This window comes from Nocardia terrae, from assembly GCF_009760405.1.
Lineage (GTDB): Bacteria > Actinomycetota > Actinomycetes > Mycobacteriales > Mycobacteriaceae > Nocardia > Nocardia terrae.
On sequence record NZ_WRPP01000001.1, the window covers coordinates 1,089,004 to 1,105,647 of the forward strand.

20 protein-coding genes are annotated in these 16,644 nt (G+C 67.9%); 8 read left to right on the forward strand and 12 right to left on the reverse strand.

What is annotated here, in order from left to right; genetic code table 11:
- Positions 1 to 41 precede the first annotated feature (41 nt).
- Together GPX89_RS04995 and GPX89_RS05000 are read right to left on the reverse strand one after the other, a co-directional pair.
- Positions 42 to 1,079 carry an asparaginase domain-containing protein gene (locus GPX89_RS04995; protein WP_157355343.1) on the reverse strand — a complete coding sequence of 346 codons (1,038 nt, stop codon included), beginning with the start codon at positions 1,077 to 1,079 and terminating at the stop codon, positions 42 to 44.
- The gene (locus GPX89_RS05000; RefSeq protein WP_157355344.1) at positions 1,076 to 2,551 is read right to left on the reverse strand and encodes an amino acid permease; all 1,476 of its coding nucleotides are present in this window, start codon (positions 2,549 to 2,551) and stop codon (positions 1,076 to 1,078) included. The genes GPX89_RS04995 and GPX89_RS05000 overlap by 4 nt, the downstream gene beginning before the upstream one ends.
- 182 nt (positions 2,552 to 2,733) lie before the next feature.
- On the opposite strand from GPX89_RS05000, the gene GPX89_RS05005 reads away from it, so the two are divergent.
- The 4 genes from GPX89_RS05005 to GPX89_RS05020 all read left to right on the forward strand — a co-directional run bounded on the left by GPX89_RS05005 (position 2,734) and on the right by GPX89_RS05020 (position 6,238).
- Positions 2,734 to 3,411 carry a FadR/GntR family transcriptional regulator gene (locus GPX89_RS05005; protein WP_198347261.1) on the forward strand — a complete coding sequence of 226 codons (678 nt, stop codon included), beginning with the start codon at positions 2,734 to 2,736 and terminating at the stop codon, positions 3,409 to 3,411.
- Positions 3,412 to 3,658: 247 nt separating this feature from the next.
- Positions 3,659 to 4,582 carry a tyrosine recombinase XerC gene (locus tag GPX89_RS05010; protein WP_157355345.1) on the forward strand — a complete coding sequence of 308 codons (924 nt, stop codon included), beginning with the start codon at positions 3,659 to 3,661 and terminating at the stop codon, positions 4,580 to 4,582.
- A 1-nt stretch (position 4,583) separates the two neighbouring features.
- The gene (locus GPX89_RS05015) at positions 4,584 to 5,387 is read left to right on the forward strand and encodes an N-formylglutamate amidohydrolase (RefSeq protein ID WP_157355346.1); all 804 of its coding nucleotides are present in this window, start codon (positions 4,584 to 4,586) and stop codon (positions 5,385 to 5,387) included.
- Positions 5,388 to 5,473: 86 nt separating this feature from the next.
- A complete protein-coding gene (locus tag GPX89_RS05020) occupies positions 5,474 to 6,238 on the forward strand; it encodes a siderophore-interacting protein (RefSeq protein ID WP_157355347.1) in 765 nt (254 codons plus the stop codon).
- Here the strand turns inward: GPX89_RS05020 and GPX89_RS05025 are convergent.
- Positions 6,235 to 7,404 (reverse strand): FAD-dependent monooxygenase, encoded by a 1,170-nt coding sequence (locus GPX89_RS05025; protein WP_157355348.1) that lies wholly within the window; start codon positions 7,402 to 7,404, stop codon positions 6,235 to 6,237. The two genes, GPX89_RS05020 and GPX89_RS05025, sit on opposite strands and share 4 nt — an antisense overlap.
- Positions 7,405 to 7,489: 85 nt before the next feature.
- On the opposite strand from GPX89_RS05025, the gene GPX89_RS05030 reads away from it, so the two are divergent.
- Positions 7,490 to 7,951: a MarR family winged helix-turn-helix transcriptional regulator gene (locus GPX89_RS05030; RefSeq protein WP_157355349.1), complete on the forward strand. Its 462-nt coding sequence runs from the start codon at positions 7,490 to 7,492 to the stop codon at positions 7,949 to 7,951.
- A 49-nt stretch (positions 7,952 to 8,000) separates the two neighbouring features.
- Positions 8,001 to 8,366, forward strand: a complete 366-nt coding sequence (locus GPX89_RS05035) for a GatB/YqeY domain-containing protein (protein WP_157355350.1) — start codon at positions 8,001 to 8,003, stop codon at positions 8,364 to 8,366.
- A 65-nt stretch (positions 8,367 to 8,431) separates the two neighbouring features.
- Here the strand turns inward: GPX89_RS05035 and GPX89_RS05040 are convergent, their stop codons facing one another.
- The 6 genes from GPX89_RS05040 to GPX89_RS05065 form a co-directional block, all read right to left on the reverse strand.
- Positions 8,432 to 9,301 carry a TIGR03619 family F420-dependent LLM class oxidoreductase gene (locus tag GPX89_RS05040; protein WP_157355351.1) on the reverse strand — a complete coding sequence of 290 codons (870 nt, stop codon included), beginning with the start codon at positions 9,299 to 9,301 and terminating at the stop codon, positions 8,432 to 8,434.
- Between the two features lie 68 nt (positions 9,302 to 9,369).
- On the reverse strand, positions 9,370 to 9,747 hold the full coding sequence (locus GPX89_RS05045; RefSeq protein ID WP_157355352.1) for a MerR family transcriptional regulator: 378 nt from the start codon (positions 9,745 to 9,747) through the stop codon (positions 9,370 to 9,372).
- 87 nt (positions 9,748 to 9,834) lie between these two features.
- Positions 9,835 to 10,350 carry a DUF1990 family protein gene (locus tag GPX89_RS05050; RefSeq protein WP_157355353.1) on the reverse strand — a complete coding sequence of 172 codons (516 nt, stop codon included), beginning with the start codon at positions 10,348 to 10,350 and terminating at the stop codon, positions 9,835 to 9,837.
- An 89-nt stretch (positions 10,351 to 10,439) separates the two neighbouring features.
- Entirely contained in the window at positions 10,440 to 10,937 is a 498-nt protein-coding gene (locus GPX89_RS05055) for a M23 family metallopeptidase (protein WP_157355354.1), read from the reverse strand.
- Between the two features lie 150 nt (positions 10,938 to 11,087).
- Complete coding sequence (locus GPX89_RS05060) at positions 11,088 to 11,981, reverse strand: hypothetical protein (protein ID WP_157355355.1); 894 nt, start codon at positions 11,979 to 11,981, stop codon at positions 11,088 to 11,090.
- A gap of 106 nt (positions 11,982 to 12,087) precedes the next feature.
- Entirely contained in the window at positions 12,088 to 12,612 is a 525-nt protein-coding gene (locus GPX89_RS05065; RefSeq protein ID WP_157355356.1) for a GNAT family N-acetyltransferase, read from the reverse strand.
- A gap of 255 nt (positions 12,613 to 12,867) precedes the next feature.
- Here GPX89_RS05065 and rpsB point away from each other — a divergent pair, with 255 nt between their 5' ends.
- Together rpsB and tsf are read left to right on the forward strand one after the other, a co-directional pair.
- The gene (gene rpsB, locus GPX89_RS05070; RefSeq protein ID WP_157355357.1) at positions 12,868 to 13,725 is read left to right on the forward strand and encodes a 30S ribosomal protein S2; all 858 of its coding nucleotides are present in this window, start codon (positions 12,868 to 12,870) and stop codon (positions 13,723 to 13,725) included.
- A 108-nt stretch (positions 13,726 to 13,833) separates the two neighbouring features.
- Positions 13,834 to 14,649, forward strand: a complete 816-nt coding sequence (tsf, locus tag GPX89_RS05075; protein ID WP_157355358.1) for a translation elongation factor Ts — start codon at positions 13,834 to 13,836, stop codon at positions 14,647 to 14,649.
- A gap of 173 nt (positions 14,650 to 14,822) precedes the next feature.
- Here tsf and GPX89_RS05080 read toward each other — a convergent pair whose 3' ends face one another.
- The 3 genes from GPX89_RS05080 to GPX89_RS05090 all read right to left on the reverse strand — a co-directional run bounded on the left by GPX89_RS05080 (position 14,823) and on the right by GPX89_RS05090 (position 16,642).
- Entirely contained in the window at positions 14,823 to 15,107 is a 285-nt protein-coding gene (locus tag GPX89_RS05080) for a hypothetical protein (RefSeq protein ID WP_157355359.1), read from the reverse strand.
- Between the two features lie 112 nt (positions 15,108 to 15,219).
- Positions 15,220 to 15,747 (reverse strand): cupin domain-containing protein, encoded by a 528-nt coding sequence (locus GPX89_RS05085; RefSeq protein WP_157355360.1) that lies wholly within the window; start codon positions 15,745 to 15,747, stop codon positions 15,220 to 15,222.
- A gap of 10 nt (positions 15,748 to 15,757) precedes the next feature.
- Entirely contained in the window at positions 15,758 to 16,642 is an 885-nt protein-coding gene (locus tag GPX89_RS05090; protein ID WP_157355361.1) for an NmrA/HSCARG family protein, read from the reverse strand.
- Between the last annotated feature and the right edge of the window lie 2 nt (positions 16,643 to 16,644).

Consider the following 16,644-nt stretch of genomic DNA (forward strand, 5'->3'; position numbering starts at 1 on the left):
CCATGCGATCGGCTCGTGGCTGGCAGGGAATGGGGTGGAAATCAGTGCACGGCAGGGGAATCGGCGAGTTCGCCGAGCAGATTGGTCGTCATCCATCGGCGCAGCTCGTCCGCCGGGAGCCCGAGGTCGGCGAGGTGGCCGAGCTTGGCCAGCGCGGCCTCGCGCGTCATGTCGCCGCCCCCGATGGCGCCCGCGGCGAGCAGCGCCCGCCCGGGCTGGTACCGCTCGAGGTCGACGGTTCCGCTGTCGCAGTGGGTGATCGCCACGACGGGCGTGCCGCGCTCGGTCGCCTTGCCGATCGCGGCGACCGCGGCCCGCGACATCGGCATGGTCCCGGCTCCGTAGCACTCGAGCACCACGCCGCCGTGGTAGATGCGCAGCGCGGCATCGAGCAGATCGGTGTCCATGCCCGGAAAGACGGTGAAAAGGCCGACCGGAGCGGCGGTTTCGGCCGAGTCGGCCGCGACCGGGTGGACGACCGGCGCCGGCGGCGGGGTGAGCGGGCGCACGGTGGTGAACCCGTCGTAGCCGTCGCAGCTGCGCTTGCTGGCCCGCACCGCCGGATGCAGCGCCGACCCGAACGCGAGGAACACGCCCGGAGCGGGTTGAGTCGCAATCGAATTCAACGCCAGCATCAGGTTGTCCCCGGCGTCGCTGGCGGGCAGTCCCAAGGGGATCTGCGCGCCGGTCAGCACCACCGGGACCGGGATGTCGTGCAGTTCGAACGCCATCCGCGCGCCGGTGTAGGCCATGGTGTCGGTGCCGTGGATGACGATGACACCGTCGGGCGGGGTGGCGCCGATCCGGGCGCGCACCCGTTCGGCGATCAGGCGGGCGGTGCCGGGCTCGGCCTCCGCGCTGTCGATGACCCGGTCGAGTTCGGTATAGCGGAACTCGACCGGAATCCCGTAGCAGTCGCTGTAGGCGTCGATCAGATCGGCGACCTCGCCACCGATTCCGGCGCGCGGGCGCAGCCCTTCACCGTGGTCGATCATGCCGAAGGTGCCTCCGGTGTACAGGATCTCGACCCGCAGTGTCGAAATATCCTGTGCCACAGCGCTGGACGCGGCGTTGGTCATAGTGCGGACTTCCCTTCCATGCTGTCGGCGGGCGTGAGCACCCCGGAATTCAATCGCCCGCGCACCCGATACCATCCGGCCACCATGGCCGCGACCACGCCGAGGAACACCACCAAGGTGATCCGCCCGACCTCGGCGTCGAAGAACATCAGCACCACGACCGCCGCCAGGAATCCGAGGGTGAGCACATTGAGCACCGGTGCGTAGGGCAGCCGGAACTCCGGCCGCGCGTAGTCCCCCCGCTCGGCGCGGCGCACGAAGATCCAGTGGCAGATCATGATCGACGCCCAGGTGCCGACGATGCCCAGCCCGGCCAGGTTCAACACGATCTCGAAAGCCTTCTGCGGCACCACCAGATTCAGCACCACGCCCGCGATGCCGACCACACTGGTGATCAGGATGCCGCCGTAGGGTACGCCCCGCCGGTTCATGCGTGCGGCGAAGCGCGGCGCGGTCCCCGCGACCGCCATCGATCGCAGTGTGCGCCCGGTGGCGTACAGGCCCGCATTGAGACTGGACATGGCGGCGGTGAGCACGACCAGGTTCATGACATCGCCGGCGTGCGGAACACCGATCCTGCTCATGACGGTGACGAACGGGCTCTCCCCGGCCGAGTAGGCGGTCCACGGCAGCAGCAGCGTGAACAGCACGACCGAACCGGCGTAGAACAGCACGATCCGCCACATGATGGAGTTGACGGCCTTGGGCACCACGGCCCGCGGATTGTCGGATTCGCCCGCGGCCACGCCGATCATCTCGGTGCCGCCGAAGGCGAACACCACGCCGAGCGCGATGGTCAGCATCGGGGCCAGCCCGCGCGGGAAGATGCCGCCGTTGTCGGTGATGGTCGACAGCCCGGGCGTGTGCCCGCCGATGTCGGTGCCGGTGACGATGAATCCGATTGCCACCAGCATGAACACGATGATGGTGCCGACCTTGACCAGCGCGAACCAGAATTCCAGCTCACCGAAGAGCTTGACCGACACCACATTCAGCCCGACGACCACGGCCAGCGCGATCAGCGCGAGCACCCACTGCGGCACCGGCACGAAGAACGACCAGTAGTGCACGTACAGCGCGACCGCGGTGATATCGGCGACCAGGGTCGTCGACCAGTTCAGGAAGTACAGCCAGCCCACCGAGTAGGCGCCGCGCTCACCGAGGAACTCGCGGGCGTACGACACGAACGCCCCGGACGAGGGCCGGTACATGACCAGCTCGCCGAGCGCCCGCACCACCATGAAGGTGAAGACGCCGCAGACGATGTAGACGATGGCCAGCGACGGGCCGGCCAGGGCCATGCGGCCGCTGGCGCCCAGGAACAGGCCGGTGCCGATGGATCCGCCGATGGCGATCATCCGCAGGTGCCGCTTGCGCAGGTCCTTCTGATAGCCGAGATCGCCGGCGTCGATCCGCGCTGATCCGGACGGGGCGGTGGTGTGCGCCGCGGACGGCGGTTGGTCGAGCTGCATGGGAAACCTTCCTCGGGCCGCATCCAGCCTCCGCGAGCGAGGAATGAGCGCTCAGGCAGTAAGGCTGTCAGGCTGTAAGACAGGTGAACGGTAATGGGCGTCACACTCGCTGTCAATGGCGGGATGACTCACCGGTCGCCGGTGTTTTGCGCGGCTCGAGCCGGGTCGCCCATACTGGTCGCGTGACTGTCGAAGAGGGACGTGTGCAGCGCATCGGCGCTACCGAAGCGGTCTTTCGTCGACTCAAGAGCCTGATCACCGGTGGTGAGTACGCCGTCGGTGACCGCATGCCCGGTGAGATCGCCCTGGCGAAGGAATTCGGCGTCAGCCGACCGGTGGTGCGTGAGGCCCTGCAGGCCTGCGCGATTCTCGGGCTCACCGAAACGCGCAGTGGCCGAGGAACTTTCGTGATTTCCGTCGAGGAGAAGCCGCAGCTGACCTTCGCCGGCATCGACGCCGGAGACCTCATCGAGGCCCGCCGCCTGGTGGAGATTCCCGCCGCCGGTTTCGCGGCCGAGCGCCACACCCCCGACCAGTTGGAGCGGCTGTTCACCCTCCTGGACAAGCTGGCCGCCACCGGCGACGCCCGGGAATGGGTCCGCTACGACGGTGAACTGCACACCGCCATCGCCGCGGCCAGCGGAAACAAGATGCTGACCTCGATGGTCGCCGACACCCGCCGCGCCCTCGACGTGCAGTCGGAGTTCCTCAACCTGACCCAGGACCGCCGCGCCGACTCCGACCGTGAACACGAGGCGATCGTGCGCGCGATCCAGGCCCGCTCCGCCGAGGAGGCGCGCCTGGCCATGGCCGATCACCTGGAACGCGTCGCCGAGACGGTCGCCCGCATCGACGGCTGACCGCACAGCCGAAACCGTCGTCCGCATCGGTGTCCGGCACCGCCGCCGATATCGAGGACCGGATCGCTTGAATCGGCGGTGCGAACCCGCACCTGATCCGGGTCACCCGGTAGGGCCTCGCCGCGAAGGTCGCCCGGTGTGAGCGGGTGTCCAGGTGCCGCAATCGGTACCGCGTGCCGGGGCCGGGTGAGGCCGCTCACCGGCGAGGGCGCTTGCCATGCGGCGGGATTCGGGTCAGCGTGGGGGAATGAGTGAGCTGCCCGAGGATTTGGAGGCGTTGCTGGCCGAATATGGGCGGCATCTGCGGTTGGGGAGGAATCGGTCGGAGCACACGGTGCGGGCCTACGTGGGGGATGCGCGGGGACTGCTCGAGCATCTGCTGAACCGGGCCGTGGATTCCGGTGTGGGGGAGGTGGATCTGCCGTTGCTGCGATCGTGGTTGGCGGCGCAGGCGGCGCAGGGCGTGGCGCGGACCACCATGGCTCGCAGGGCCTCGTCGGCGCGGACCTTCACAGCGTGGCTGACCCACACCGGACGACTCGCCGTGGATCCGGGGCCGCGGCTGGCCTCGGCGCGGGCGCATCGGGTATTGCCCTCCGTCCTGGGCAAGGAGCAAGCGCGTGCGGCGATGGAGGCGGCGGAATCGGGCGCGGCGCAACAGGATCCGATGGCTCTGCGGGATCGGCTGATCGTGGAGATGTTGTACGCCACGGGGATTCGGGTCAGCGAGCTGTGCGGGCTGGACGTCGAGGACGTGGACCGGGAGCGGCGGCTGGTACGGGTGCTGGGCAAGGGGAACAAGGAGCGGGCGGTGCCGTTCGGCGGGCCGGCCGAGCAGGCGTTGGAGGCGTGGCTGCGGTTCGGGCGCGCCGCGCTGGCGACGCCGGAGTCGGGGCGGGCGCTGCTGCTCGGGCGGCGGGGGCGGCGGATCGACCCGCGGCAGGCCAGAACGGTTGTGCACGACGTGGTTTCCGCGATTCCCGGCGCACCGGACATCGGGCCGCACGGGCTGCGGCACACCGCGGCCACCCACCTGCTCGAGGGCGGGGCGGATCTGCGGGTGGTGCAGGAGATCCTGGGGCACGCCAGCATGGCGACCACGCAGCTGTACACGCACGTCTCGATCGACCGGCTCAAGAAGGTGCACGACCAAGCCCATCCCCGCGCCTGACATGACCGGCCCGAGCGACCTACCCGACTCGGTCGAGCTGCTGCCCGGGGCCGCCGATTCACCGGTGGTGCTGCACGTACCGCATTCCGCGCGCACGATTCCCGCGGCCGTGCGCGCGGACCTGCTGCTCGACGATCGCGCGCTCGCCGCGGAACTCGGCGCGATCACCGACGCGCACACCGCCCGGCTGGCCGAACTCGCGGCGGACCTCGCTCCGGTGCGGCCCTGGCGATTCGTGAACCGGCTGTCCCGCCTGGTCGTCGATCCCGAACGGTTCCCGGATGAGCGCGAGGAGATGCGCGCGGTCGGCATGGGCGCGGTGTACACGGCCACCACGGACCGCGCCCCGCTGCGTGCGGCCGATTTCGATCCGGATCCCTTGCTGGACCGCTACTTCCACCCCTATGCCCGGGCCATGACCGAGCTGGTCGCCGACCGGCTCTCGGCCGTCGGTCGCGTCGTGATCATCGACGTCCACTCCTATCCGGCCGAGCGGCTGCCCTATGAACTCCACGGCGACGGCCCCCGCCCGCCGATCTGCCTGGGCGCGGACGCCTTTCACACGCCGCCCGAACTGCTCACCCGCGCCGCCGGGGCCTTCGTGGACTTCGGCGGCATCGGCGTGAACAGCCCGTTCGCGGGAACCTATGTGCCGCTGGAGTTCTACGGGCGGGAGCCGCTGGTCTCCGCGCTCATGGTGGAGATCCGCCGCGATCTGTACCTGGCCGAACCCGGTGGCCCGCCCGGCCCGGGAATAGATCGCCTGGCCGCGGCGCTGGCATCTCTGATCGCCGGAATCCCATGATCAACGGCATATCGATTTAGGTATCGACGACCTATCGGAATTCGTGCTAGCGTCACTTAGGTAATCCTAATTATGGAGGTGGCCTCTTGGCACGCGCACGCACGACGCTGGTGGTCCAGAACACGATCCGCCTGACCGATCACCTGATCCGGGTTCGGCTGGGCGGTCCCGGCTTCGCGTCCTTCCAGCCCAACGACTTCACCGACGCCTACGTCAAGCTCGTCTTCCCGGGCGCCGACGGCGACACCGTGCGCACCTACACCGTGCGTGAGGTGGATCCGGCGGCGCAGGAGATCGCCATCGATTTCGTCTATCACGGCGACGAGGGGGTGGCCGGTCCGTGGGCCGCGGCGGCCGAGCCCGGCGACACCATCGAGCTGATGGGCCCCGGCGGCGGGTACGCGCCGCGCGCCGACGCCGACTGGCACCTGCTGGCCGGCGACGAATCCGCGCTGCCGGCCATCGCCGCCGCCTGCGCGGCCTTGCCCACCGACGCGGTCGGGCAGGTCTTCGTGGAGGTCGCCGGTCCCGCCGACGAACTCTCCTTCGCTCATCCGGAAGGCGTGGAGCTGACCTGGATTCATCGCGGCGAGGCCGCACCGGGCGAGCGGCTGGCCGCCGCCGTCCGCTCCGCCCCCTGGCACGAGGGCCGGGTACAGGTCTTCATCCACGGCGAAGCGCAGGCCGTCATGCACGACCTGCGCCCCTACATTCGCAAGGAACGCGGCGTCCCCGCCGAATGGGCGTCCTCGATCTCGGGCTACTGGCGGCGCGGCCGCACCGAAGAGGGCTTCCGCCGCTGGAAGTCCGAGCTCGCCGAACGCGAGAAGGCCGCCCCCGCAGGCGTTTAGGCCACGCGCTCGTCCCAGTCGATGTGATGTTCGTAGGTGCGGCGCATGGACTTGCCGCGCGCCAGGAGCGGCAACACGATCGGCAGGAACAAGCCCTGGACCACCCGCTCCACCCGGCCTGCGGCCTTGGTGCGGTTCACCTTCGCCGCCCGTTCGATGATCTCCTCGACCCGCGGGCGTCGCAGCGTTTCGAAGCGCCGCAATGCCTCGGGGATCGGTAGATCCCGCAGGCAGCGGGCGAGCATCACGCCGTCCTCGATCACCAGTGACGCGCCCTGTCCGGAGCTTCCGGACGGGGCGTGCGCCGCATCGCCGATGACGATCATCCGCTGGCTGTGCCAGTGCGGCAGATGCGGCAGGTAGTAGATGTCGGTCAACGGCATGAGGTCCTCGCCCGCCGCGATGAGCCGGGCGGCGGGGCCCGCGTCATCCGCGAAAAACGATGCGAGCCAATCCCGTAGATCGCCGCCGGTGAAGGTCGGGCCGACAGCCGCGGGCAGGTTGACGAACCACCACACCTCCTCGGCGGACGCCGCGGCGTAACCGAAGAAGCCGTGCTTGCCGAAGATCATGGTGACGGCATTCGGGTCGGCTCGCACCGGCACGCCGAAGGTGTAGCCGCCGCTACCGGTGACGCCGGTGTGGGTAGGTGCGGGTGCCTGCGGGTCGATGAGCCCTCGGACCGTCGAATGGATGCCGTCGCATCCGATCAGCAGATCGCCGAGGGCCGCACTGCCATCGGCGAATATCGCTTGCACCCCGGTGGCTGTCTCCCGGGCGTCCACCAGCCGCTTGTCGTATTCGAACGGAATGCCCCTGGCCGCGGCCTCATTGCGCACCGCCTCGTACAGATCCGTCCGGCGCATGGTCTGGCTGGGTGGAATGTCGTGGCGTGGTGAGCCGGTGGCGACGGTCCCGAGCTTGCGTCCGCCCGCGCTCCTGAGCACCATGCCCGGTGTGGGGAAGCCCGAGGCCAGTACCCGCTTGTCCGCCCCGATGGCGGCCAGTGCGTCGACGCCGTTGGTGGCCAGGGTCAGGAAACTGCCCAGTCCCTCGGCTCCACTCGAATGTGCTTCGTGGACAACTGCATCGATGCCCGCCTGCTGCAGCGCCATCGCGGTGACGGGCCCCGCGATGCCTCCTCCGATGATCAACGCCTTGGTCATGATCGATCCCAACTAGTTCAATCAATTGAATGAAATTAATAGTACGCTCGGCGGCAATGCTCGTGCACCCTTGGAAAGGTCTCGAATGTCCACAGCCCGAGACGATTTGATCGCCCAGGTGATGGCCGCGGGCCGGGCCATGAGTACCGCCGCGGTCATGCACCACGCGGCGGTCGCCGAACACCTCGGCCTGTCCGCCGTCGAAGAGAAGACCCTGGAGTTGTTGCAGCGCACCGGCCCGCTCACCGCGGGCGAGCTGGCCCGCCGCTCCGGCCTGGCCCCCAACACCACCACGTATCTACTGGATCGCCTGGCGCAGAAGGGTTTCGTGCGCCGCGCCAAACACCCGGACGACGGCCGCAAGGTCCTCGTCGAGGTGAACGAGCACCACATGGTCGGCGGCGCTCGCTTCTTCGTCGAATTCGCGCGGCAGACAGAGCAATTGCTCGCCGGTTACACCGACGAGCAACTCCGCACCATCCTCGATTTCTCGCTCCGCATCACCGAGATCAACCACGAGGCCACCGCCCGACTCGCCGCCGATTGACTGCGAAAAATACTCGACGCGACCGGTTTGCCGCCGTACGGTCCCGATCATGACCGCCGAGACCAGCCCCCTTCGCGACCGCCTGCGCACCGCTCTCCCCGCCGCGATGAAGGCCCGCGACCGTGCAGCCACCGCTGCCCTCCGCTCGGCCCTTGCCGCGATCGACAATGCCGAGGCGGTGGACGGCTCCGAAATCCGCGCCGGGGCCATCGAAAACAGTGCGGTCGGTCTGGGTACCGCCGAGGTCGCGCGCCGCGAGCTCACCGAGGCCGACGTCGCGGCCATCGTCCGTGCCGAAATCGATGATCGCCTCACCGCCGCAAAGGAATACGAGACCCTCCCCGGCGGATTCGACCGCGCCGCCGCCCTCCGCGCCGAAGCCGCCGCCCTCACCACCCATCTCACCGGCAACTGACAATGCCGGCTACGACCCGCGTCGTGATCGAGGTTCGCTCGGCGTGCCGGGTGGGAGCACCGGAGTCACGCCGTAGCGATGGGGGAGAGGTGGAATCGTTCGGCGAATTCCGACATCTGGTCGTGTTGCTGGGCGGGGTCGGCACCGGCGAAGCCGACCACGAGCCGGTTCACCCCGTGGTCGGCGAGATTCTCGACGTCTTCGAGGGACATCCCGGCTGATCCCCAACGGGTGTACTCGATTTCGGCCGGATCGCGGCCCGCCTCGACGGCTGTCTTGCGGGCCAGTTCGATCTGGCGGTCACGTTCGTCCTCGGTCAGCCTGCCACCGGCGAAGTAGCCGTCACCGCGGCGTCCGGTCCGCACTGCCGCCGCTGCGCTGGAGCCACCGATATGGATTGGCAGCGTGGGTGTTTCGTGCGGTTTGGGATAGCTGCACAGGTCGTCGAAGTCGAAGAACTCGCCGTGGTAGCCGACGCCCTCCGGGCCGCCCTCCCACAGCAGGCGCAGTACATCGATGGCCTCATCGGTTCGGCGACCCCGGCTGCGGAAATCCACCCCCATCGCGTGGGCTTCCTTGGGCAGAGCGCCGAGGCCGACGGTGAGCAGCCGCATTCGGCCGCGGGACAGGATGTCGATGGTGGCCAGTCGCTTGGCCAGGACCACGGGATGCCGATACGGCAGGAGCAGTACGCCGGTTCCGAGTAGAAGCTTGTGCGTGGTCGCGGCGACGAAGCCCAGGCAATCCAGCGGATCCAGATACGGCAGCGTCGGCGGCAGCGGGCCCGCGCCGTAGTCGGCGCCGGGATACAGCGCGATGTGGTCCTGAACGTAGAGCGCTTCGAACCCCAGGTTTTCCGCGTGCTGGGCGAACGCTACGAGGCGATCGGGATCGGTGCCGTTGAACGCCGTGCCGTAGCTGACCGCGAACCGCATGACATATGCCTTCCTGGTACTGAGGGGAGTCGGTCATCGCCACAAGGGCTCGACCGTGACCAGCAGTTCTAGAGGGAGAACTCGCATTTCGGGGGTGTGTCGGCCACGGCGCGGATTCGCGCGCTCAGCTGTTGCCGCGCGGTCGAGAGCTTGTCGATCGCTTCGTCGATCTCGGCGAGTTTGGCCTGCAAGGACTCCACGGATTCGGGGCATTCGTCGCCGGACCGGTGGCCGCTGCGCAGACAGGTGACGAACGGACGGGCATCGACCAGGTCGAAACCCAACTCCAGCAATGCCCGGATCTTCCGTACGATCTCGAGCTCTTGCTCATCGAAGACGCGGTAACCGTTGGCCGATCGCCCGGGCCGGACAAGCCCGTGTTGCTCGTAGTAGCGAATCGTCCGCGTGCTCGTACCGGCGCGCTCGGCCAGCTCTCCGATGCGCATGGGATCTCCTCTCGGGACTGCTGCGGCCAGGCTAAACCTTGACGCCGACGTCAAGGCAAACGCGTTTTCCTCCAGCTTCGGCGCGGGTCAGCGGGGTCGGAGAGTGGCGATGTAGCGGTGGGCGAACCAGCGTTGGAGTAGGCGGACGATCGGGCCGCCGAGTCGGACGTACCAGACGCCCGGGCGGGAGAAAGCGGCGATGAGGCCGTTGACCGTGTCGTCAGCGGGGTCGTATTCGACGGCGAAGAGCTCCTCGCCGCTCTCGGGGTGGCCGGGCAGGGTGCCGTAGGCGAAGCCGCGGCGATTGGGCTCGTCGAGAACGTAGACGACTCGGCAGGGGGCGGTGATGCCGAATGGGCCGACGCCGAGGCGGACGGTGAGGTCGGTCCCGGGTTCGGCGGTCGGGGTGCTCGCGTACTGGAAGATGCCGGTGCCGTGCTGGATTCGGTAGGCGCGGATCTGCTCACCGGCCCGCTCGAAGAGGTCCCGGCCCGAGCCGATGCGGCGGCGCAGCTGGAAATGGTCGTAGCCGGGCGGGAATTCGCCCGCGGTCGCGCCGACATCGGTGTAGGTGAACGGCACGGCAGCGGGCTGTTGCGACATGGCTTCATCCTCGCGCCGGGAGCCGGGGGACGCGACGTGAGAGTGGTCTCGTGATGCGGGCATGGGGGTCTCCGGTGCGAGGTGGGTTCTCAGCCGTGCGGTGGTTCCGGGGTCAGGGGTTTGAGGCGCACGGGAGTGTGCCGCAGGAGTCCCAGCGGATCCAGGTATTCACGGTCGCGGCGTGCGCCCCAGTGGAGGCAGGGGGAACAGGGCGGGTGGCCGGGTCGCAGGGTTCCGATGGGGGTGCCGCGAGTTACACGGCGGCCCAACGGAATTGCGGGGGAGACCGGTTCGTAGGTGGTGCGCAGGCCGCCGGGATGGTCGATGGAGATGACCGGCTTGTCGGCCACGGATCCGGCGAACACGACCACGCCGTCGCCCGCCGCCAGCACCGTCTGGCCGTCGCTGCCCGCCAGGTCCACGCCGCGATGGCCCGGGAGCCAGTCGTGTTCGGGGTTGTCGAAGGGGCGAACCACCGACGGACGGGGCTGTAGGGGCCAGTCGAAATCGCCGTCCGACGCCACCGGGCTCGGCGCGGCCAGGAACATCGTGCTCAGGACGGCTGAAATCGTCGTGATCGGACCCATGCGAATCAGCGTGCCCGCTCGAATGAGGGCATGCCACGTCCACTTCGGCGAGTGTGTATGACACAATCAATTGTGAATAGTGCCAACTCCACTCACCCGATAGCGCGATTCCGCTACGTCGGTCGGTGAACGAAGCGGGCGGCGATGGTATTACCAGATCATCGTCTGGCCTTGCTGGGGTTGATGTTCTAACTGTTCCGCATTTCCGATAATTCCGGCGCGGCGGAGAATGTTGGCTTTCTGCCTGACTTTTCTTCGTCGAACCTCGGCGTACCGCACAACCGAGCCGGGAGCGAGCGACCGGACCCACAGCGGCCTGCCGATCATGATTCGCTCGGCCAGGGCCAGCTCGTCGTGAACATGACGCTTGTCGTCCTTGCCCAGGAGGACATCGGCGTATATCTCGGCGAAATACTCGCACCTGTCTGCGTGGCCGACAGTGAATCCGCGGCTCGCCGGTCTGCCCTCGTGCTCTTCGTCTCTGCCGGTGGATCCCTGGTAGAGGGCAACCTTCAAGGCCTCGATGCATTTGTCCTTGTCGTTGAGCCAGTGGGCTGTGTTCTCTTTTCCTCGGCTGGTGACGAGTTCGCCGATCGGAGCGGCGGATGAGGAGGTCCATCCGTGCGGAAAACTGTCATACGGTGCGAAACCGCGGACATTGTCCATGCTGCCGAAAAGGCAAAGATCCACGCGGCGACCCGATTGCGAGTATGTCCGGACGTGGAGGAGCGCGCCCTCGTTCTTGGCGTAGGGGTTGTCGAACTTGGCGAAGGAAACGCTGTCGCAGCCTTTGGCGAAGTGCGCCCGGGGTGGGGTATCGAAGTCTGCGACGGCGGGGATGGCGGCTTCGAGCCTCTTGGATTCCTCTAGCAGGTCACGGGTGGGGTTCTCGGGCGGCTTGGTCCCGAACTGGAGGAACTTCAGGTTGACATTGACACTCCAGGATGGGCGTCCGCGGAGCTCGACGCCGTTCTCGCTCGCCACGGTCTGGATCGCGCGGTCCGACCAATAGAGGAACTTGCCGGTGGGTCGTTGCCCGAACACATTGCTCCTTGGTGTCTGAAGAGTCCCGTCTGACTCGAAATTCGTTGACCAGGTGGGACATCGAGGGTGCCGCTGAGAGTTGGGAGCCATAACCCGCATCCAGAGGCTAGCCGCAATGACCGACACCTGACGCTGGCTTTTCGAGCAAGTAATGGATCATCGGTCCGAGTACGCCGGGAACGGTCTCGAACGCGCGCATGCCCAGTCGCTCGACCACCGCGATCGAGGCCGTGTTGCCCTCGTCGATCTCGGCGAGCACGCGGTCGAGCCCGAGCACCTCGAAGGCGTAGGACACGACCGCCGCGGCGGCCTCGCTCGCCAGCCCGCGACCCCGGTACCCGGGATCGAGGCTGTAGACGACCTCGAGTTCCGGCCCGCCGTCCAGCCGTCGCAGACCGGCCGTGCCGAGCAGAATTTCGTCCACCCCGGTCTCCCGCAGCCCCCAGAATCCGAAATTCTCGGTGGCGAAATCCTTTTCGGAGTCGGCGATGATCGCGGCGACCTGCGCGCTCGACAGCACCTCCCCGTCGAAGAGGAATTCGCGAACTTCCGGCATCCGCCACAGCCGCAGCAGCGCGTCGTGATCGCCGCCGCGCAGTGGCGAAAGCGTCAGTCGCGAGGTCCGGAGCATGACCTCACGATAGGCCGCTGACCTGCGGCTCAGCACCCGCTCATCGGTGACCGCCAGGGGCGATTTCGGTCTGGGGCCACCACTGCGTAAACTGGTCCAGCGGTTTGCGTGAATGCGAACCGACTTCGCGCGCCCACAGTGAGTGTCGCCGGCTGGTCCCCTGATTCTTTTTCGGAGGGTTCCGGTGGCCGTGGGCGCCAGGACAGGAATCGCCGATTCCTGTGTCAACCAGCAACGAGAGGAAGTTACGGAGCCATGGCTGTCGTAACAATGAAGCAGCTGCTCGACAGCGGCGCGCACTTCGGTCACCAGACCCGCCGGTGGAACCCGAAGATGAAGCGGTTCATCTTCACCGACCGCAACGGCATCTACATCATCGACCTGCAGCAGACGCTGACCTACATCGACAAGGCCTACGAGTTCGTCAAGGAGACCGTTGCCCACGGCGGCACCGTCCTCTTCGTCGGCACCAAGAAGCAGGCCCAGGAGTCGATCGCTTCCGAGGCGACCCGCGTCGGCATGCCCTACGTGAACCAGCGCTGGCTGGGCGGCATGCTCACCAACTTCTCGACCGTCCACAAGCGGCTGCAGCGCCTGAAGGAGCTGGAGTCGATGGAGCAGACCGGCGGTTTCGAGGGTCGCACCAAGAAGGAAATCCTCATGCTGACGCGTGAGAAGAACAAGCTGGAGCGCACCCTGGGCGGCATCCGGGACATGGCCAAGGTTCCCTCGGCCATCTGGGTTGTCGACACCAACAAGGAGCACATCGCCGTCGGCGAGGCTCGCAAGCTGAACATCCCGGTCATCGCGATCCTGGACACCAACTGCGATCCCGACCTGGTCGACTACCCGATCCCGGGCAACGACGACGCGATCCGTTCCGCCGCGCTGCTGACCAAGGTCGTGGCGTCGGCCGTCGCCGAGGGCGTGCAGGCTCGTGCCTCGCGTGCCGCCGGTGACTCGAAGCCCGAGGCCGGCGCCGGCGAGCCCCTGGCCGAGTGGGAGCAGGAGCTGCTGGCTCAGGCTGCCCCCGCCGCCGAGGCTGCCCCGGAGACCGCTGCCGAGGCGGAGCTGAAGGAAGACCCGGCCACCAAGACCCCGGCCGACTTCTGATCCACCCGCCGCGAGGCATCTGTTCACCTTGCCGACCGTTCTCGTACGAAAACGGTCGGCAAGGTTGACCACCACAGACTTTCACTCACAAAGGGAGGCTCGCCCGAGATGGCGAACTACACCGCCGCCGATGTGAAGCGGCTCCGCGAGCTCACCGGCTCCGGCATGATGGACTGCAAGAAGGCGCTCGAGGAGAACGCGGGCGACTTCGACAAGGCCGTCGAGTTCCTGCGCATCAAGGGCGCCAAGGATGTCGGCAAGCGCGCTGAGCGCGCTACCGCCGAGGGCTTGGTCGTCTCGCAGGACGGCGTCCTGGTCGAGATCAACTCCGAGACCGACTTCGTGGCCAAGAACCAGGAGTTCCAGGACGTCGCGAACGCGATCGTCGCGGCGGCCGCCAAGGCTCGCCCGGCCGACCTGGACGCCCTGAAGGCGGTCGAGGTCGACGGCAAGACCGCCGATCAGGTGCTGCAGGAGCTGGCCGCCAAGATCGGCGAGAAGCTCGAGCTGCGCCGCGTCGCCGTGTTCGACGGCCAGACCACCGTCTACCTGCACAAGCGTGCCACCGACCTGCCGCCGTCCGTCGGCGTGCTGATCGAGTACACCGGTGACAACGCCGAGGCCGCCCGCGCCGCCGGCATGCAGGTCGCCGCCCTCAAGGCCAAGTACCTCACCCGCGAGGACGTCCCGGCCGAGCTCGTCGCCAAGGAGCGCGAGATCGCCGAGGCGACCGCCAAGGAAGAGGGCAAGCCGGAGGCCGCGCTGCCGAAGATCGTCGAAGGCCGCGTCAACGGCTTCTACAAGGACGTCGTGCTGCTCGAGCAGGCCTCGGTCACCGACTCCAAGAAGACCGTCAAGGCCCTGCTGGACGAGGCCGGTGTCACCATCACCCGCTTCGCCCGCTTCGAGGTCGGCCAGGCGTAATCGCCTGACATACACGAAAAGGCCCCTCGCCCATCGGTTTCCGATGCGCGAGGGGCCTTCTCTTTGCCCCGCCCGGGCAGGTGGTGTCGCTTCGGTCAGTGGGGTCCGTTGGGGTCGTAGCACGTGCCGCCGATTCCCAGTTCACAGTTGCTGGAACCGGGACCGGCTCCGAGTCAGGTGCCGGGTGGCAGCAGCGGGTTCGCGGACCCGGTCCCCCCGAAGGACCCGGTGTTCGGGATCGGCGCGGCGGTAGCGCGAGACGCCGAGCCCAGTGCCCAACCGAGGAAGACGGCGAGCGGACTGGCTTGTACCGGCTCGTTGTCGAGGTAGACCGGGTCCGCGGCCGACGAGGACGGACCGAGGGGAATGCCGGCGGTGGCCGGGCCCGCGGCGGCGAGCGCAGCTGCGAAGGCGACGACGGCGAATCCTGTTCGGAGCACCCAGGTTTTCGAGGTCATGAGTGCGGATCGTATTTGAAATCTTCGTGTTTCAAGTTGAATCGCTGCCCCGAGTTACCGGGGCAGCGATCGGATGCATCGGAAGCCACCGAGTTGCCGATCGGGCTGTCGCTCAGTCCACCGGGCGATTCTGCAGCGGCGTCAGCTGGTGGATGTCGTGCTTGAGGCGGACCTCCGCGATGAGGTCGGGGGTGGCCTCGCCGGAGAGCAGGAGTTCGCTCAGTTCGGCCAGGTACTTCTCGTGACCGGAGGGGGTGACCAGGAAAAGCATTTTGGCCGTGGTGGTTCCGGGGTTGTAGAAGGCGTGGGGGCAGCCTGTGGGGACGTACATGAAGGAGCCGGGGCCGCCGCGGTAGACGGTGGTGCCGTCCTCGGCTTCCCAGGTCAGCCAGTCGCCGATGGCCTTGGCTTGCGGGTGGAAGGCGAGGAGGTTCAGTTCGCCCTCGACGACGTAGAAGATTTCCTCGGCGTGGCCGTGCCAGTGCGCGCCGACGTCGAAACCCGGTGGGACCTCGGCTTCGAAGGCCGACCAGGCGTCGGAGCGGTCGGCGCCGAGTTTCATGGTCATGCCGGGCTGGACCGGCTCGCCCACGCCGGGTGGCAGCAGTAGGCCGTCGGCGGCCAGGAGTCCGTCGGTCATGGTGTGCTCCTCAGAGTTTCCAGTCGGTGTGACGCACCCAGTCCTCGAGCGTCATCAGCTCGGGCAGGGCCGCGCGCAGGGCGGGGACGTCGGCGGCGGGGGTGGGGTGGGTGTTGAAGAAGGCGAACATCTTGCCCACCTGCTCGTCGAAGGCGCGGATCTGCTCGACCGGGACCTGGACCACGCGCGGGGTCAATCCGGCCGCGCGGGCGAGGGTTTCGGCGATCTGCCGGGGCGTGAGGATGTCGCCGGCCAGTCCGACGACGCGGCCGATGTACTCCGCGGGCCGGTCGAAGACCAGCGCGGCGTAGCGGCCGATGTCCTCGATGGCGATGAGCGGCATCGGCGCGTCCGGCGGCACCGCCAGGGCCAGCACCAGGTTGTCGCCGTCGCGGGTCGGCTTGCTGTAGGTGGCGAAGTTGTCCATGAACGACACCGGACGCAGCATGGTGGCGGGCAGGCCGAGGGCGCGGATGTGGTCCTCGATGTGCTCCTTGGCGTCGTAGTACTCGATGCCCGAGCCCATGCCGACCCCGTTGAGCGAGCTGTAGACCAGATGCGCGACACCGGCTTTGGCGGCCAGGTCGGCGACCGCCTTGCCGCGCCGCTCCTCGGCCGCGACGGCCTCGAGGCTGATGTGGACGCCGTCCATCATGGTCAGCATGAGGAAGATGCCGTGCACGCCGTCCATTGCCGTGCGCAGGGAATCCTCGTCGTCGAGGTCGCCCACCGTCAGCTCGGCACCGGCGTCGCGCAGTGCGCGGGCCTTGGGCGCCTCCGGATCTCGTACGAAAGCCTTGACCGGCCAGCCCTTTTCGAGCAATGCCGTCACCGTGGCGCTGCCTTGCCGTCCGGTTGCGCCGATGACCAGTATCGGTCCGTGTTCCGCGTTCATAG

What these genes read in the sequence shown, in the direction of transcription:
- GPX89_RS05050 (WP_157355353.1), bottom strand. Translation starts at nt 10,350, where the DNA reads ATGTCGCAACAGCCCGCTGCCGTGCCGTTCACCTACACCGATGTCGGC.
- rpsB (WP_157355357.1), top strand. Translation starts at nt 12,868, where the DNA reads ATGGCTGTCGTAACAATGAAGCAGCTGCTCGACAGCGGCGCGCACTTC.
- tsf (WP_157355358.1), top strand. Translation starts at nt 13,834, where the DNA reads ATGGCGAACTACACCGCCGCCGATGTGAAGCGGCTCCGCGAGCTCACC.
- GPX89_RS05045 (WP_157355352.1), bottom strand. Translation starts at nt 9,747, where the DNA reads ATGCGCATCGGAGAGCTGGCCGAGCGCGCCGGTACGAGCACGCGGACG.
- GPX89_RS05040 (WP_157355351.1), bottom strand. Translation starts at nt 9,301, where the DNA reads ATGCGGTTCGCGGTCAGCTACGGCACGGCGTTCAACGGCACCGATCCC.
- GPX89_RS04995 (WP_157355343.1), bottom strand. Translation starts at nt 1,079, where the DNA reads ATGACCAACGCCGCGTCCAGCGCTGTGGCACAGGATATTTCGACACTG.
- GPX89_RS05080 (WP_157355359.1), bottom strand. Translation starts at nt 15,107, where the DNA reads ATGACCTCGAAAACCTGGGTGCTCCGAACAGGATTCGCCGTCGTCGCC.
- GPX89_RS05035 (WP_157355350.1), top strand. Translation starts at nt 8,001, where the DNA reads ATGACCGCCGAGACCAGCCCCCTTCGCGACCGCCTGCGCACCGCTCTC.
- GPX89_RS05000 (WP_157355344.1), bottom strand. Translation starts at nt 2,551, where the DNA reads ATGCAGCTCGACCAACCGCCGTCCGCGGCGCACACCACCGCCCCGTCC.
- GPX89_RS05085 (WP_157355360.1), bottom strand. Translation starts at nt 15,747, where the DNA reads ATGACCGACGGACTCCTGGCCGCCGACGGCCTACTGCTGCCACCCGGC.
- GPX89_RS05010 (WP_157355345.1), top strand. Translation starts at nt 3,659, where the DNA reads ATGAGTGAGCTGCCCGAGGATTTGGAGGCGTTGCTGGCCGAATATGGG.
- GPX89_RS05065 (WP_157355356.1), bottom strand. Translation starts at nt 12,612, where the DNA reads ATGCTCCGGACCTCGCGACTGACGCTTTCGCCACTGCGCGGCGGCGAT.
- GPX89_RS05025 (WP_157355348.1), bottom strand. Translation starts at nt 7,404, where the DNA reads ATGACCAAGGCGTTGATCATCGGAGGAGGCATCGCGGGGCCCGTCACC.
- GPX89_RS05015 (WP_157355346.1), top strand. Translation starts at nt 4,584, where the DNA reads ATGACCGGCCCGAGCGACCTACCCGACTCGGTCGAGCTGCTGCCCGGG.
- GPX89_RS05030 (WP_157355349.1), top strand. Translation starts at nt 7,490, where the DNA reads ATGTCCACAGCCCGAGACGATTTGATCGCCCAGGTGATGGCCGCGGGC.
- GPX89_RS05055 (WP_157355354.1), bottom strand. Translation starts at nt 10,937, where the DNA reads ATGGGTCCGATCACGACGATTTCAGCCGTCCTGAGCACGATGTTCCTG.
- GPX89_RS05090 (WP_157355361.1), bottom strand. Translation starts at nt 16,642, where the DNA reads ATGAACGCGGAACACGGACCGATACTGGTCATCGGCGCAACCGGACGG.